The following is a 15,204-nucleotide window of genomic DNA, read 5'->3' on the forward strand; positions in this document are numbered from 1 at the left end:
GAGATCACCGCCGCCTAAACTAACGACAGCTGATCATCGCAACGAAGCGAAAGACCACCACTCAAACGGACGCGGCCCTACCGGGAGTCGAAGGTCCGAGTCTCGGAACGGCACCGGCGCCAGGTTGTCGTCGAGATCACGTTCGCTTCCCCCCATGACCTCATCCGGTGGGAGGACAGTAAGGAGCGGCAGGCGCACCTGCAACAGGCCGTGCCGCTCACGATCGGGCAGGCCCGTCCACTGACTCCGGACGCCCTCACCGGTGCAATCCCGACGGCCGGTCCCGCGCGCCCGCGGTGGTGGACGGCGCGATAACGCTGCACCCGAGCGCCCCGCCGAGACGATCCGGCGGGGCGCTCCCGTGTCCACCCCCCGTGTAGGGACCGCTCGGAGATGTCCGCGGACTCCGCGGCGGGATGCGGCAATCCGTCGCGAAATGTCCACCGGTCCCAGCACATCGAACTGACCGAGATGTCCATCGCTGGAGAGCTGTCCTTCGTTGGGACTGGTCGGGTCCGCATCAACGTCCTCGTCGCAAGAAATGAGCTACGCCCCGCTCCGGCACCCAGCGCTGCCTGTGGGCGCAGGCCGAGTGCTTCAGTCCCGGGCGGACGCTGTCAGCTCCATCATCCTCTGTGCATAGGTGTCACTGTCGATCTCCCCCTCGTCGTACTGGCGCATCAGCTCATCAATCTGGGCCTTTAATTCAGCTCGATCCATCCTTGACTCCAAACTCGTCGTTCGTGAAGAAGCTGACCCCAGAAACGTCTACTGAAGAGGGGGACGTACCCGCCGGCCGAAGCTGCACTACTCATCCATCTCGTCCTCGTGTTCGCACCAGTGGTCACCGTCGTGGCCAGCCGGCAGGCGACAGAACACGCCGCCAAACTTCCGTCGGCCGTGCGGGAAATAGAGCGCATTGCACCACTCAACTGAATCTGTCACGGACTCCCCAATCTCACGTCCACTCGATGCTCGACGGTCGCATGGCTCCACGACGGCCATACGTCCGAGACCAACGCCTCATCGGGCCGCCGGCAACTCACGAGCCAGTACCGCCAGGCTGCAGTCATCCTTCGTCGCGTTCCTGATGGTCGTGCCCAACAGGCGCCGAATCTGGAGTCTGGAGACCGGAACGGAGAGCCCCCCGCCGGCGCCAAGCAAGTTGATCATTTTCCGGCACGCGGTCGCTAGCTGCTGCGTCTTCTGGTGGTAGAGGCTGGTCTCGGCTCCGTCGCTCATCAACACGAAGCCGGCTACTTCAGCTGTTGACCCACGGAGGAGCCTCATCGACGCGACAGCGGCTTCGGAGGTCACAAAGGTGGTTTGGTTTGCTATCTCCACGTTGTCAGGAGCGGAGACGACCTTGAGCACTCCGGTTTTCAAGTACCCAATGACGCCATCACCCACGTGCACAGCGATGAACCGATCTCCGCACACCGCTACGGCTAGGAATGTAGAGGCGAGATCCCGAACTTCGCATCGCTGCCGCCTCGCCGTCTGATCCAGTCGTTGGCGTAGCTGGTGGACGATCTCTCGCTTGACCTGTGCGCCGTCGTCTCGAGAGTTGAGTTCGTGGAAGCGTTCAACGAGCAACCTGGAACCTTCACGCACTACCGCTTGAGCTCCATACTCAGACCTGGCAGCCGACCCAGCCCCGTCGGCAAGGCACACAACCTGGACACCGGAGCGCGCTAGGTAGGCCGTCCGGTCCTGGCAGGGCTTTCCTTCGGCGGTGTGTCCACGACCGCGAACCTGATGATGGAACTCGCGGAACAACCTAGAGTTCCGCCCAACCAGCGAGGCCCTCCAGGTCGAGCTTTGGTGCCGCCGCCCCGGGGCTCGACCGGGACACTCGGGACACCGACTTTGATAGCCACTCGAAGAACTCCTTGAAGCTCAGGCCTTGGAGTCGGAGGGGAGGCTTCGACGGACTGAAGCGGGCGAGAACGTTCATGTCGGCGTTCGCGCCGATCCCAATTGGAAAGATCGTCAGCTTCTTGTTCCCGATAAGGTCTGTCACTCGCTGCACTGCCCGCTCAAGCTCTGCTGCGCTTCCGTTTGGTGCGCCATCCGTCATGAGGACGAGCCAAGGCTGGTAGTAGAGAACACCGTTGTCCGAGTAGACCCGCTTGCGTGCGTCGAGGGTGTCGAGGGCGAGATTCACTCCTTCGCCCATTGAGGTGCCACCCGTCGCGCGAATGGAACTGATCCGCTGGACCCGGTCTACGCTCGCGAATTCCTGGATGACCTTCGCACCCGAGTTGAACTCGATGATGGAAACTTCGGCGGCATCGTGTGCATCGTCATCGTCGTTGATGGCGTCGTAGAACTGATTCACGCCATTGATCAGTTCGAGAATCGGAGCGCCGTCCATCGACCCACTCGTGTCTATGCATAGCGCGACAGGCACTCTCGGGGTCGGGTTCTCAATTAGGTCGTCTGTTCCGATGTCGAGCTTCGCCATGAGGGCTCCGTTCTTGTTGCCAGTCGAGGTAGGGGGTTAGTTGTCCGTGTACGGAGTGTCGGAGTAGCCGATCCGCTGCAGGCGACTCACAAGTCTGTTCAGGATTGCTTTCACAGGAACCGCAAACACACGCCTGGTTCCCAACACTGCGACGAGCCTCGGGCTCACGACGTAATAGGCGCGAATGAATGCGCGACCCGAAGCCGATGAACTCAATGCCGAGTCCCGCCACCGACGCAGGACCCAGACGGGCCCACAGTCGTATGAGCCGTAGACGGCGGTCGCAAGATAGCAACCTCCCGACTTCTTCTCATCGGTGGAATCCGAGGATGTGGAACTCGAGGTCGTGGCCGGCGAGTTCCTAGAGGACGTCGGCAACGGAACACACTCGGGCGGATAGGTGTATCCGTAGCCCGGCTTATGGGTTGTTGGGACCGTCTTCCCAAGGCGCTGATGCCACGCGACGTTCCCACGGCTGATGAAGGGCTTGCCGCACCGCGTACAGAGTCGTCCGGGATCGAGTTCGGCGTCATGCTTTGCCTTCGCTGCCGACTCTGCTCTCGCGCGCGCGGCTCGCTCCACGTCTTCCTGGTGGCATTCGGCGCACCGCCCATATGTCAGAGAGGACTTCTTGAACTTGAGGCCACAGTCCTTGCAGGCAACTGGAGCGCATCGGTCGCACAGCCCGTCTGTGAGGTATCGCTTCGGTATGGCTCGGCCGCAGTCATCGCACTCACCCTGATTGCAGTCGTAGCACCGACCCTCGATCAGGGACGACTTCGGCTTCTCCTGCCCACACTGCGCACAGTGGGCGAAGTTGCGCTTTCGGTTACAGTCCCAGCAGACTCCATCCCTGAGGGACGACTTCGGCTTGCCGCAGTCGTTGCACCTGGGAAGCCTTGCGCGGCACTCGTTGCAAAGCTTGGGAGTCGCGTACTTGCCGGTCTCTCCGTTGTATATGCCGACCATCGACTTGCCACACTCGGCGCAGTCGTAGATGGGGGTGGTCCTCGCCATCGCCTTGAAGCGGGTCGGATAGACATCACTCGACATCGGGTCGAAGTTCTCAGGACCTCGAAGCCAGCGCCGGTAGTTTCGGAATGCCTCAAGCCACTCGGCGTCAGTGGGTCGGTCGCGGTAGCGACTGCCTTCACGGTGGAAGGTGTTCCAGAACAGTCCCTTAACCGTCGGCTCGATGTGACTCCACATGTACTTCCAGTTGCCAGCGGGCTGATCCTGATTCGAGTACTCCTTGTATTGGAAGGCGAAGTTGCCGTCCTTGATCAGTCGGACGATGTCGCCGTCTGATCCGGAGCGGGCATAGGGGAACTGGCCCGTGATCAGGATCATGAAGGCCATAGTCGCGATGGCGAAGTTTTCGTGCTCCAGCGTGCGCAGGAAGTCGGGGTAACGCAGCCCTATCACTTCTGGAGCACTAAACATCTCGGTTCCCACCGGGCAGGGGAAGCCTTCGATCTGCCACGAGTCAGCATCAATGATCCAGATCTGCTTGTTGGCGTCGACCTGCAGATTCTTCGGATTGATGTCACCGAGAATGATGTTCAAGGAGTGAAGGTAGGCGACCTTCTCGAGAAACCCGATTGCCACCTCCACGAGATCCGACTTTGTCCACGTTGGGAACTCTGCCTTGAACCGTCGAGGGCTGAAGAGGGCCTTCGAGAATTCTCGACCAGAGGCTCTCGGCATCGCGTAACCGACGAACTCCCCGTGTGTATTGTTGGCGACCGCCTGCGGGAAGCAGATACCTTCTGCAGTCAGATCGCGGGACACCAAGAGTTCGATCTTCGCTCGACGATGTGTGGTTATGTTCGACGCGTCGAAGATCTTCACGACAGCGGTGTCGGATATCGAGTAAACGCTGCCTTCACCGCCCTCTCCAAGCTTCTCGCCGAGGCGAACGACCGTGCTCTCGCCGAGTGTGGTGAGGACTACCTCATCGCCTTCGCCAGGCACATCAATCACAGCGAGCACCTCATCCGGACCCATGAAGGTCGCGGTTGAGGAGAACGGGGCCCCGTGCGGCGCGGCCGCCGCGGGCGCATTCACGGCGGGGATCGATTCGGGCTCGTCGGACGCGATTGCCCCGAAGTACTCCGCGAACTCGCTGAGCGCTACCTCCAGGGTGGCGACCTCGAGGTGGTCCTTCGCGTTCTCCCGCCCTTCGGCGATGCGCTTCTGAATCCGGCGCAACTTTGCGAGTCCCCGCTCATAGAGCGCCTGGGGTGGAGAGCACTCGATCATGCCTTCAGTCGTTAGTCGCCCCGCAACGATCCAAGCGTTGCGTCGGACACCCAATGCATTGATCCTCAGAGAAAGCGTGATGTCGTTGGTGACCAGCGCCATCGCGTACTTGCCTGCGTAAGCGTCAAACAAATCGACGAAGAGATCATCCGCGTAGGGATTCGAGCCGTCGCCGAGGTTTGTCCGAACGAGGCCTCGTTGAGTCGCTGCCTCTAGAAAGTCCAGCGCGTTCGCTGCCTTCTTGATCGCCTCGGCGCGCTCCTCGTCTTCGCCCGACGGATCCGCCTGGCTCTGCTTGGCCAACTCAGACATGACCTTCGTAGGAACAACAACCGGGCTTCCGCCGGATCGAACCCTCTCATCGATGCGCAGAAAAAGCTGCTGTAGCCCGCCCTTTCGTGTTCGGTCGGTGTCCATGAAGACGTTGGTGTCAATGAACAGCCTCGCATCTGGACCGACCAAGTCTGCTGGATCGAATTCGAGCAATTGCTCAGTAGCGCTACTCATCGAACCGAACGCCGCTCTGGAAAGACGGGCTTCGCGATACGGGCGCCTCGTCTCCAAAGGTGACGTTGCTGACGAACCGCACGCTGACCTCTGGATCTCCCGTGTAGTCGCGGCTACGAATCACCTCGGCCTCGAATACGATCCGCGGGGTGCGCGGGTCAGACTCATCCGGAGCAACGTTGAAGGTCACGGCCCGTACCGCATCCTCGCCGGTCGCATCCGCCGACGCGGAGTGCTGTTCCAGGGCGGCTGAGAGAATCGACTGGAGATCGTCAGGCACCCCCAAGAGCTGCGACAGAAATGACGACGGCGAGTACGAAGGCGAAAACCTCGTGGGGTAGGAGTTGCTGTCAGAACCGGCCTGCCTCGGTGATCCGCCAGACGAAGAGCGACCTATCGCTTGACTCGCCCTGCCCATCGAGTAGTACTTGCCGTCGTAGTTGCCATGCGCCTTGAGCGCCGCGATCTGTCGACCCGTGGCCGGACGAGACCAGCGCGCCGAACTTCCTTTGCCCATCTCGCAACCCCAAACCTGTCGGGCAGACCCCATGATGCTTCACTGTAGCGGCGGTGCGGGACGTTGCCCTCTCCCGTGGTTGGCTCCCGCGATCGAGCCTGTTCGCGCACTCCAACCGCCGGCGTGCTGATGTTGGGAATGTCGACGCAACTCTGCAACAAAGCTCATGGATTACTCGATCACAGGGAAGACGGCTTCGTCGCTGTCACGATGACTCAGCGATTCGTAATCCCACCGCGCGTAGATCCGCAGGTGCGCCAGGTTGATGTCTCGTTCCGAGACGGTCTTCAACGACGCCAAGCTGATTCCATCCGCTGAGCCCACGAGCTCGGCGACATCATCACCGGCGCTACTCACCTCTGCGAAGAGCTCTGGCACGTCGAAATCATCGGTCGTCATCGTGAACGCCATCACCACTCGATATGGAGTCCCAGCGGGGAGCTCTTCCAGAGTCGTGGCCACGTAGATCCCGGAGATGTGCTTGCCAGCGACCTTGAGAATCTTTTCGATGCCTCGACGAGCAGGCTCGAGGCGACGATTGAACTCGTCAGCGAATGCCGGTCGTGCATACCTGGCCGCCAACCAGGATGCCAACATCCGGCGCTGCGGTTCGGCGATGGTGAATTCCGGCATCATGCGGGTGAGAATGGTGCGGTCGACGGTGAAGATCTCGCCCACCCGGACCTCGACGCGCTCCGTCCCAAGCTCCATCTGGAGCCGCCGCGGGTTCTTGCCGAAGGTGAGGTTGCCGTCGACGACGTCAACCGTGTGCATCTGGATGAGTTGCACGGACGGATCACGTTCAAGACTCGCGGACACTACCTCGCACGGGTGCGACACCACCATCCCGGAGTCGCCATCCTCAAGCCCGTGAACGCCGACGTCGCCATCAATCCTTAGGACGGAGCCCTGCGTCCAGCCCGCCTCGCGGATCGATTCCACACCACCCACAAGCGAACCTCAAAGCTCGGGAGCCAGGGGGCGGCCCGTGGCGATGTCGAATTCTCCTTCGGGCCTGGCCGCGAGGCCAAGCTCCTCTGCGAGGACAAGCAATCCTTCGGAGCGAGTCTCGTCGACCGGTCCCGCGGCGGCCTGCTCGCGCAAGTTCAAGTCAATTTCCGCGCCCCATAGGTGCGCCTCACGCAGCGCCGACCTGAGATCCACCCCGGGCGCGACTTCGGACGTCAAGGTCGGTGTGTTCCGACCTACGCCGAGCTCACTCCAAGTGTCGGCCAAAGCTAGAACCTGCTGTACTCGCGCCAGTCGAGCGGGCGCAGGAGTGGAGCCGTCCTTGAGCCAGGAGTAGATCGTCGGTCGCTCGACACCCAACACCGCAGCCAGATCAGTAACCGACAGGCCGAATGCCAACCTGATCCTGTTCACCATTGACGAGATCGGGGCATTCGGCTTGACCACCGGGCTCTCAACGCCCCCAACCACGACCCTCACGCGAGAGCCCGTGCGCCGCGAGCTGACCATTTTGATCAAATGATCAGTAAGGAAGCCGCCGGTCCCGTTCACGCATCCGACGTAGTACTGGCTCTCGACAAACGGCGACCAGTCGCATTCGACGAACCGTGCTCGAACTGGCTCGCTCCATGGAGTAGTAGCAGGCACGACCGATTCGGGGACAACGCTTCGCGGCTGGGAAGGGCGGGTAGCGAGAGCGTTGGTCACTCTGATGCTCCAGTCTGCTCGCCCCAAGCATTGAGCGCTTCGGGTGTAACGGATTTCCAGAACGCTGTGCCGGCATGCTTGTGAACGCCCCACAGCCTGGCCTCTAGCGTGGCCCAGTCAAAGTCGGTGCGACGCTCGTCGGCGCTATCGATGTCCAAAATCGCATGAACGCCTGGGCGCGATGACCCCACCGAAGCGAGCTCTGGCGAGTTGAGATCGGGAGGAAGAAGCGGAGCGTTCTCGACTTGATTCAGTCGAATCTGCAGATGCCCGCGCTCAGTGGTGGCGACGATGTGCTGGTTCAGCAACAACGACTGCACCTCAAGATCCGCAGCGGAGAAGGTCAGCACTGTCTCGTTGAAGTAGCGCGACATCTGTTCGCCGACATTTGGGATGGCATCGACGTACCGAAGGCCAACTCGGTCGGCAAAGCTTGGCTCCGCGATCGAGGCCACGACGTTCACAGCGCCACTCACGAACTCCAAGAACCCCTCGAAGTCGTCGTAGGCGGTTGTCTGAAACGAGACACCTTCTGTCGTCAGCGTGATGGTGTGATGTCGATTCGTCGAGGTGAAGACCCACCTGGAGGCGGTCTGCAAGGTCGGTTCTCCACCAGCCAGAGACAGTTGGAACTGTTGGACCACGGAAGTAGCGAATCCTGGGAACCCTTTGCGTCTCAGAGACTCTTGAATCTCAGGGATGAGATTCCCCATCGCGAGGATGGGCGCGAACCTTATCTCCGTGAGGACAACAATCAGTGGCGAGTTGACCAACTTTCGCTTGTTCCGCGGATCCCTCGACATACGTGGAGTTTACACATCGCTTTACAGCGTCGGCCAACAATCGGATGGGTGTTGACGCCGCAGCGCGCCCGCGCCCCGGCAGGGCAAGCTGCCATACCAATTAGGCCATACCGAGATGCGTTCCCAGGAACGCTGTATCGGTGGCGAAGCGCACTAGACCCGAGGATGCGGCCTGGAGGGAGTACGCCGGCCAGCTCGCCGCGAACCTCCGCCGCCTCCGCGCCGAAGCTGGTCTCAGCCAGGAGGATGTCGCCTACCGCTCGGGGCTGACCCGCTACACGTACCAGAAGTACGAGAAGGGCGAATCGAAGCCCGGAACACCAGCGAATCCGACGATCCGCACCCTTATCGCGATGTCGCAGACCCTGGGCGTCGCGCTCACGGACATTCTTCCGACGGAAGCTCCCGACCTTCGGCTCCGCTGACGCCGAACGCCGCGGCCAGCTCGCGCCGCACCTCGACCCCCCGTTCCGTCAGGGTGAGCGGCTGTCCCCGCTGGGCTCGCGTGATCAACGCACCACCCGCATCCGACCCAATGCGCTTCATCTGATTCGCCAGGATGCTGAGCGTCACGCCAATCTCATGGGCGGCCGCCGTCATGGTGTCGTGGCGAGCGACGATGAGGAACCGCTCTGCTCGCTGCGCGGCATCCTGACCGACGAGGATCCTGCGCAAGAGCCGCGAGTCGCCAGCGCGCGGGTCGACGCGGATCGCTGTCGCTCGGCTCGCGCTCCCGCGGGCACGACGCGGGATGCCGGCGGCCTCGAGGTGGCGATTGATGGTGGTCATCGTCACTCCCACCTCGGCCGCGATCTCGGGGATCGTGTGGCGCTCGACGATGTACCGCTCGCGCAACCACACCGGGTCGATCGCCGCGCTCCTGCGACCGCGGTGCGTCTCTACCCCCTCAGCAGCGAGCACGCGACCGACAGTCTGACGGGCGACACCGTGGTCGAACGCGATCTCGCCGACCGAGCGCCCGGCGGAGTACGCCGCGACCGCACGCACCGAGTTCACGGCAGCCCGAGCGGGGCGGGCTTGCGGCCACTGTCCTTCGTTGGGGCCGGCGGCCTCGTCTGAGACCCCGACGACCTCCAGCTCCGGCATCCACGAGACGGGCTCGTCGACGCCTTGCAGCCTCAGGAAGTCAGCGCCAGCCGTGTCGAGTGCCGCCGCGACGGCAGCCGGCATACTGGCTCGAAGTTCCCGTACCGCCGCGTAAGGAGGGAACCCGAGCTCGTCGGCGAACGGTGCCCGCGCCAGCCTGTTGCCGCTGAGCAGCACGTAGAGGTGTGCTCGAGCGACCTGCCAACGGCGAACCCCACCCGGCAGCACATTCTTGCTCCGGCAGATCTCGCGCCACTCGTCACGAGGCAGAATGCCGGAGTAGTCGATCGTCCGGCGGCGTGCGAAGTCGATCGGCGTCGGAGTTTCGTCGAGGAACGCAGCGAGCCGTGCGATCGCGCGGATCGTGTCGGCCTCGGGCGCATTGCGGCCAAGGGAGCGCATGACGTGGCTGACCTGACGTCCCTTGGCCTCCTGATCGAGGAGCTTGATCGCTGAACCGTGAGTGAGTCGTGTCCCAACGAAGACCACCGCCGCCGCCAAAGCGCCGCCGGCGATCTCAGCGTCGAGCCGCCGTGGTGCGAGCCGGGCGGTCCATTCCGGCCAGAGAACCGCTGGGAGCTTCGCCGCGCGAACTTCCGGGTCGGTCAGCCACACCTTCACGGCTTGAAGGGTCGCGGTCGGGCGTCTCGTTCGTCCGAGCGCACGACTCACGTGGTCGCGCAGGGATGGGGAGTAGTGGTCGAGTGCCGTGTGGATGCTGACGCGTCCGCGCAGCAGGTCGGTGATTCGTTCGCCGGCCTGCAGCGCCTCGAAGGCGATGGTGTTGCCGAGCGCAACCTCTCGGGCGGTATTTGGCCGCAGATCTACCTTTCCGGTACGTCGGTGGGACGTGATCGGGCTCGCGTCAGCCTGGCCTTCCGGCATCCACTCGAATCGCTCTCCGTCGACGAGCGCCTGTCGTCCCGCCCGAGACAGCAGCAGCGTGTCGGACAGGACCTGGATCGTGCTCGGTCGGCCGTCTTCGTAGATGCCGAACTCGCCGACGCCGGTGGCTATGACCCTCAAGATCAGTCGTTGCGCTTCGCGCGTCTCGGAGTGCGCCGCCACGAACTCCTCGCTCGAGGCCAGGTCCGCACCGCAGCGCGCGCGGAGCACCGTCGTTTCGGTTGCTGGTCGGTTGTGGCAGCGTCCCGGCTCCGGGACAAGCGTGAGGGGATGTCCGATGAGCCGCGGAGGCTGGCCGCAGCCCGGGCACGCGTCGACGAGCAGACGCTTGTGGCGGAGGCAGGCGAACCCGAATGGGAACTGCCACGACAGGCGCCATCGACCCCCGGAGTCGGCGAGGCACTCCGGGCAATAGCGGGCGGCTACTCCCGTGGCCGGGCAGGACGCGCTGATGCGTCCCTGAGGTGTGAGGCGGATGGCGTTCGCGGCGAACGTGGTGCGGGTCATGGCACGGAACTCGTCGCCCGACCGCCCGGTCGTCAGCTCGAGGTTGCGGAGCTGCTGGGGCTCGAGCGCGGTGGACCAGGTCCGTGAAGATTGAGATCCCGCGCCAGGCACACCCTCGCTGTCGCTGAGCCCCAGCGCTCGAGCCATCTCGCCGACAGTGGCCCCGTAGCTGTGGGCCATGAACTCGACCCACGAGTCGAAAGGTTCATCCGGGAGCGGCATAGCCACGTGCAGCAGGCGTCGAAGGCTCATGCGACGGACCGAGGCTTGCTCCGCTTGGCGGCGGCAAGCTTCTTCTCCTCGAGCTCCATCGCAACGACCTCCCGTGCATCCTCCGCCGCCACGTCGATGTCGATCTCATCGAGCACGTCACGGGTCAGCTCCTCAGTGCCGTCACGCATGGCGTGCACGGCACCGAGAGTGATCAGCTTGAAGAGCGACCCGATCATCCCTGTTGAGCGTTCGTAGAGGTAGTCCGCTTGCTCACGGAGCATGTGCGGTCGTGCGTTGGCCAGCACGAGGCGCGAGTCGATCGCGCCCAGCAGAGTCATCCAGGTCTTTCGGTGCTCACCGACCGGGTGCGCGAATGGCGGGAGGGTCAGGCGTGTCCAACGCCGCGCGATCTGCGACATCGCGAGCTTCTTGTCGGTCTTGCTTTCGCTCAGCAGCCCTGTGCTGCTCATGTTGACGCCGGTGAAGAGGAAGGTTGCCGGGTACTCGTTGGCGAGCCACTTCAGCTCGTTGGCCAGCGCGACTCCCTCGTCGGTGTGGATCTTCAGGAAGTGCACGTCGTCGACGATGATCAACCGTGTGCCGTGACGGCGAACCGACTCGGCTGCCAGCGCAGCCAGGTTTCGGTTGCGCAGGTATCGGCTCCTCGAGGCATCGGCGGAAGGATGGTTGTAGAAGTTCAGGATGGACTCGTTCAACGCGCGCGTCGTCGTGTTCCCGGAAAACGCCACCCTGCAGACGGGGATGTGGAGCGTCTGCCCGTCGTCGAAGTCACGCCCGTGCCGCAGGATCTGCCGTTGGTGAAACGCCCGCCCGAACGCGTCGACTGCGGTGGTCTTGCCCAGTCCGGGTGGCGAGTCGATGACTGCGGCGCCCTTCACCCGAGACGGGCCCTGTTGGTTCGCATCGAGCAGGTCCCAGAGGCGTCCGTTCAGCCTCACGATCTGCGGAGTCTTCACCAGGAAGTTCGCGTGGTAACGCTCGCGGTGATAGTCGTAGGCGACACGCGCGTCCTCGCTGAGCGCCTCGATCTGTTTCACCGACAGCCGCTCGGGCTGCTCAAGGGCCGGCGCTTCGGCGAAGTCCCGCCATCCCTCCCAGCGAGAGAGGAGTTCGTCGCGCTCGAGCGGAAGGATCACAGGTCCTCCAGGAGGTCGATATCGTCGAGGTCCTCTTCGATGAGCTCGTCAGCGGTGAGCGCGAGAGGATCGTCGTTCTCGCTCGCCGGTGCTGGTGAGAGAGAGACCATGCCCAGCTCCTCGCTCAGATCCGGTCCAGCCATCTGCTGCGCGATCTGCTTGGCGATGTGCGGGAAGAACGGGCTGTCCGGGCCGTCGGCGGTCTCGGCAAGCTGGGCGGCAAGTCGCGCGCTGATGCGCTTCTCGGCGGGCGTGCTCGCACGGCCTGCACCCCAGCGTTCGAGGAGTTCACCGAGCACTTCGGACACATTCACACCGTTGCGACGGTCGAGAGCGATGCCCTTGGCGTACTCGAGGGCGTCGAAGCTGAACGGCACCGGGACCTTCGGCGCGTGCTCCCACCGCAGCACGTGCCAAGAGTTGTCGTCGGGGTCGTTGAAGTAGATCTGCGAGAAGTCGTCCGGGTTCACCGAGAACTGCCACTTCCGCTTGCGCTTCGCCATCGCCCGCGATCGGTCGTAGTACTTCCCGACGATGTCACCGTTGTAGCGGAGAGTGCCGACTTCGACGCCGTAGTGGTTGAACTTGCGCTTCACGACGGGGAGCATCTCGAGCAGCAGGTTCGGGTTGGACGGGACACGGATGCGGCCTGCCACCGCGATCCCCTGCTCGAACTTCTGAGCGGGGCTCATCTTGGCCGCGGGCAGCTGCGAGTCGACAAGTCCGTCGTGTGGGCGCACGTGGTAGATCGTCGCGATCCACTCCCGCAGGATCTGCTCCAGTTGCGGGATCGTGTAGACGGCTTCCACCTCGGGCGCCTCACCCCTCGACGCGATGTCTGAGCCCTTGTAGCCGGGTAGCTCTTGCAGTACCTCGTTGATGGTGCGGAACCACCGTTCCACCCACGCCTTGTCGGTGCCGGTATAGACGTGCGCGGGCTGGATGGAGATCCCGAGTCGCTGGCACACGCTCGCCACGTGGATCGACATGAACGGCTTACCGTGATCGATGATGATCGTGTCGGGAAGGATGCCGGGACGCCGGAACCGCAGCGCCTTGAGGTTCTCGACATCGATGACGATGTTCTCGGGTACGCCGTGGAACGGCCAGGTCGCTCGGTCGCCCCACTCCGCCGGCATCTCGCGCGGCATGAGCGCCTCCATCAGCACTCCCGCGACATCCACCGCCTTGGTCGAGACGGGCGCAAGGCGAAGCCCGAGGATCGACCGGTCGTAGAGGTCGAGGGCAACGGTCAGCTCGGCGCGAATCCACTTGCCGGTGACCGGCGCGACGCCGAAGACATTGAGGGGTGTGGTGTCGAGGACGACGTACTCACCGGGTCTTGTCGCGACCAACCGTCCGTACGGCACGGGCGGCCGGGTGTCGATGGATCGTTGCGCGCGCATGCTCGCGCCGAACGTCCCCTTGCCACGGGTGAGTTCGGCGACCGCGTCGCGAGCGGTCGAATCGGAGGGGATCCGCACATCGGCATCCGGGTACTCCCGGTTGACCCTTGCCAGCACGATCGCGAGGGTGGTCGTGACGCTGCGCTTGGCGCCGCGCACGTTCTCCTCAACGACGCGCCGGCACATGTCGACCCAGCGCGGATCGAGGCCGGAGAGCGCCGGCGTCCACGATGTCTTCCGGAAGTCGAGCAGCGCGAGATCTTCGCCCTCGTCGAACCGATCGTCCCAGCGCTTCAACGTCTTCGGACTGACTCCGAGCTCTGCAGCCTTGGTACGGCGACGCTGGTGGATGGTTGTGAGCTTCGGGTTGTACTCCGGTCGAGGCTCGTGCGGCTGAGCGAGCGTCGGCAGCCCCGACGCGAAGCCCGTGCGCATCTCGCGGATGTGCGCGGCCTTTGTCCGTGCCTCATCGCGTTGCGCTTCCGTCGCGTCCGCCCAGATCAGCGCGAGCGGTGTGAGTGCGGCCTCCTCCGACGGCAGTCCGAATGCGTCCATCGCGTCGCGAAGGAGCTCGACGAGTCGAACCCGTCGGGTTCTCTTGGCGCCGTCGACGAGGACGACGGCATCGCCGGCGATCTCGATGACGGTGCAGAGGCAGCCGTCGTACGAGACGGTGCTGCCGACCCGGATATCAAAGCTATGGCTCATGGCATCTCCAATTGGGTGTGGTTGGCAAGGGCGGAGGTGAGGTCGCAGAGAATCGAGCGGCGCCACAGCAGGTGCAACACGACCGCTCGCGCATAGGGAGCGTCAGTCAAGGCGGCGCCAGCACTCCGCAGACCCGCGCCGAGTGTGGGTGCCTCGCGAGTGGCTTCCTCGACCAGGTCGACGTCTCGCTGAGGGAACTGCCAGGGACGCCTGTAGCCCGCGAGGAACCGGATGTTGGAGAGCAGTGCAGGGGCGGGTTCTGTGGCGATCCGGTATGCCCACCCGCGCGACTGGATGATGTCGCCCGCCCACCGGAGAGCACCCGCGATCTCAGGGTCCTCGAGCCGGCGCTTGGGCTTGACTTCGATGACCGTGAATCGATGGTCGTCGTGCTCAATCAGGTAGTCGGGCACGTAGCTTCGCTCGACACCGTCGCGGTCAGCGATCAGCTCGAACGGCTGCGAGGCGATGCGAACGGCCCGGTGGTCGAAGTCCTCCAGGAGTAGCGCCGCGAGTTCAAGGCGGCTCTCGTACCCGACGAAGCCCTCCGTCGTTGCCGACCAGTAGCGCCCCGGGTAGTGGCGCTGTCCGCGATGCCAGCGGAACGTCCGCCGAGGCTCGGCCTCGAAGACATGGGGAGCGTCCAGGTCCGATAGCTCGCCCCGTTCGAGGTCATCCCGATCGAATCTCAGCGTGTAACGCGGCGACGACATGGCCATGTTCATCTCCCAAAAATCACGAACAGAGAGTCATAACTCTTGAGTCGTAAACGTACGGACATCACCGACGATCCGCAGCTTCGACACGCGGGCCGAGGTACTCGTGTTTGGGGCTTCTCGCACGGCGGAGGAGGCGAGTAGTGAATGTGACATTTACGCTTGGGGGCGTCAGATACACAACATGCGCCACGCCGTTGGATACCGTCCTGCGATGCTCCTGCTGCGTTGAGCGCCTCATGCGAAAATGA

Annotated in this window: 12 protein-coding genes; 1 reads left to right on the forward strand and 11 read right to left on the reverse strand. The window is 63.5% G+C overall.

Going from position 1 to position 15,204, the window contains the following annotated elements; all coding sequences use genetic code 11:
- Positions 1 to 1,023: 1,023 nt before the first annotated feature.
- The 7 genes from ACQVDU_RS14125 to ACQVDU_RS14155 all read right to left on the reverse strand — a co-directional run bounded on the left by ACQVDU_RS14125 (position 1,024) and on the right by ACQVDU_RS14155 (position 8,233).
- Positions 1,024 to 1,779 carry a PP2C family serine/threonine-protein phosphatase gene (locus ACQVDU_RS14125; RefSeq protein ID WP_366214727.1) on the reverse strand — a complete coding sequence of 252 codons (756 nt, stop codon included), beginning with the start codon at positions 1,777 to 1,779 and terminating at the stop codon, positions 1,024 to 1,026.
- A 1-nt stretch (position 1,780) separates the two neighbouring features.
- Positions 1,781 to 2,467, reverse strand: coding sequence for a vWA domain-containing protein (locus ACQVDU_RS14130; RefSeq protein WP_366214726.1), 687 nt, complete (start codon positions 2,465 to 2,467; stop codon positions 1,781 to 1,783).
- Positions 2,468 to 2,503: 36 nt separating this feature from the next.
- A complete protein-coding gene (locus tag ACQVDU_RS14135; RefSeq protein ID WP_443477485.1) occupies positions 2,504 to 5,215 on the reverse strand; it encodes a CFI-box-CTERM domain-containing protein in 2,712 nt (903 codons plus the stop codon).
- 13 nt (positions 5,216 to 5,228) lie between these two features.
- Positions 5,229 to 5,516 (reverse strand): hypothetical protein, encoded by a 288-nt coding sequence (locus tag ACQVDU_RS14140; protein ID WP_443477486.1) that lies wholly within the window; start codon positions 5,514 to 5,516, stop codon positions 5,229 to 5,231.
- 408 nt (positions 5,517 to 5,924) lie between these two features.
- Positions 5,925 to 6,542, reverse strand: coding sequence for a hypothetical protein (locus ACQVDU_RS14145; RefSeq protein ID WP_443477487.1), 618 nt, complete (start codon positions 6,540 to 6,542; stop codon positions 5,925 to 5,927).
- A 171-nt stretch (positions 6,543 to 6,713) separates the two neighbouring features.
- A complete protein-coding gene (locus tag ACQVDU_RS14150) occupies positions 6,714 to 7,430 on the reverse strand; it encodes a helix-turn-helix domain-containing protein (protein WP_443477488.1) in 717 nt (238 codons plus the stop codon).
- Positions 7,427 to 8,233 (reverse strand): TIGR04255 family protein, encoded by an 807-nt coding sequence (locus ACQVDU_RS14155; protein ID WP_443477489.1) that lies wholly within the window; start codon positions 8,231 to 8,233, stop codon positions 7,427 to 7,429. The genes ACQVDU_RS14150 and ACQVDU_RS14155 overlap by 4 nt, the downstream gene beginning before the upstream one ends.
- Before the next feature lie 140 nt (positions 8,234 to 8,373).
- Here ACQVDU_RS14155 and ACQVDU_RS14160 point away from each other — a divergent pair, with 140 nt between their 5' ends.
- Complete coding sequence (locus ACQVDU_RS14160) at positions 8,374 to 8,658, forward strand: helix-turn-helix transcriptional regulator (protein ID WP_443477490.1); 285 nt, start codon at positions 8,374 to 8,376, stop codon at positions 8,656 to 8,658.
- Here ACQVDU_RS14160 and ACQVDU_RS14165 read toward each other — a convergent pair.
- Genes ACQVDU_RS14165 through ACQVDU_RS14180 form a run of 4 tightly spaced genes read right to left on the reverse strand, consistent with a single transcriptional unit; the run spans position 8,612 to position 14,956 of the window.
- The gene (locus ACQVDU_RS14165; RefSeq protein ID WP_443477491.1) at positions 8,612 to 11,005 is read right to left on the reverse strand and encodes a TniQ family protein; all 2,394 of its coding nucleotides are present in this window, start codon (positions 11,003 to 11,005) and stop codon (positions 8,612 to 8,614) included. The two genes, ACQVDU_RS14160 and ACQVDU_RS14165, sit on opposite strands and share 47 nt — an antisense overlap.
- A complete protein-coding gene (locus ACQVDU_RS14170; protein WP_443477492.1) occupies positions 11,002 to 12,123 on the reverse strand; it encodes an AAA family ATPase in 1,122 nt (373 codons plus the stop codon). Before ACQVDU_RS14170 ends, ACQVDU_RS14165 begins: the two co-directional genes overlap by 4 nt.
- Positions 12,120 to 14,237, reverse strand: a complete 2,118-nt coding sequence (locus tag ACQVDU_RS14175; protein WP_443477493.1) for a hypothetical protein — start codon at positions 14,235 to 14,237, stop codon at positions 12,120 to 12,122. Before ACQVDU_RS14175 ends, ACQVDU_RS14170 begins: the two co-directional genes overlap by 4 nt.
- Positions 14,234 to 14,956 (reverse strand): TnsA-like heteromeric transposase endonuclease subunit, encoded by a 723-nt coding sequence (locus ACQVDU_RS14180; RefSeq protein WP_443477494.1) that lies wholly within the window; start codon positions 14,954 to 14,956, stop codon positions 14,234 to 14,236. The genes ACQVDU_RS14175 and ACQVDU_RS14180 overlap by 4 nt, the downstream gene beginning before the upstream one ends.
- Between the last annotated feature and the right edge of the window lie 248 nt (positions 14,957 to 15,204).

This window comes from Microbacterium sp. F2 (assembly GCF_052274505.1).
Classification (GTDB): Bacteria; Actinomycetota; Actinomycetes; order Actinomycetales; family Microbacteriaceae; genus Microbacterium.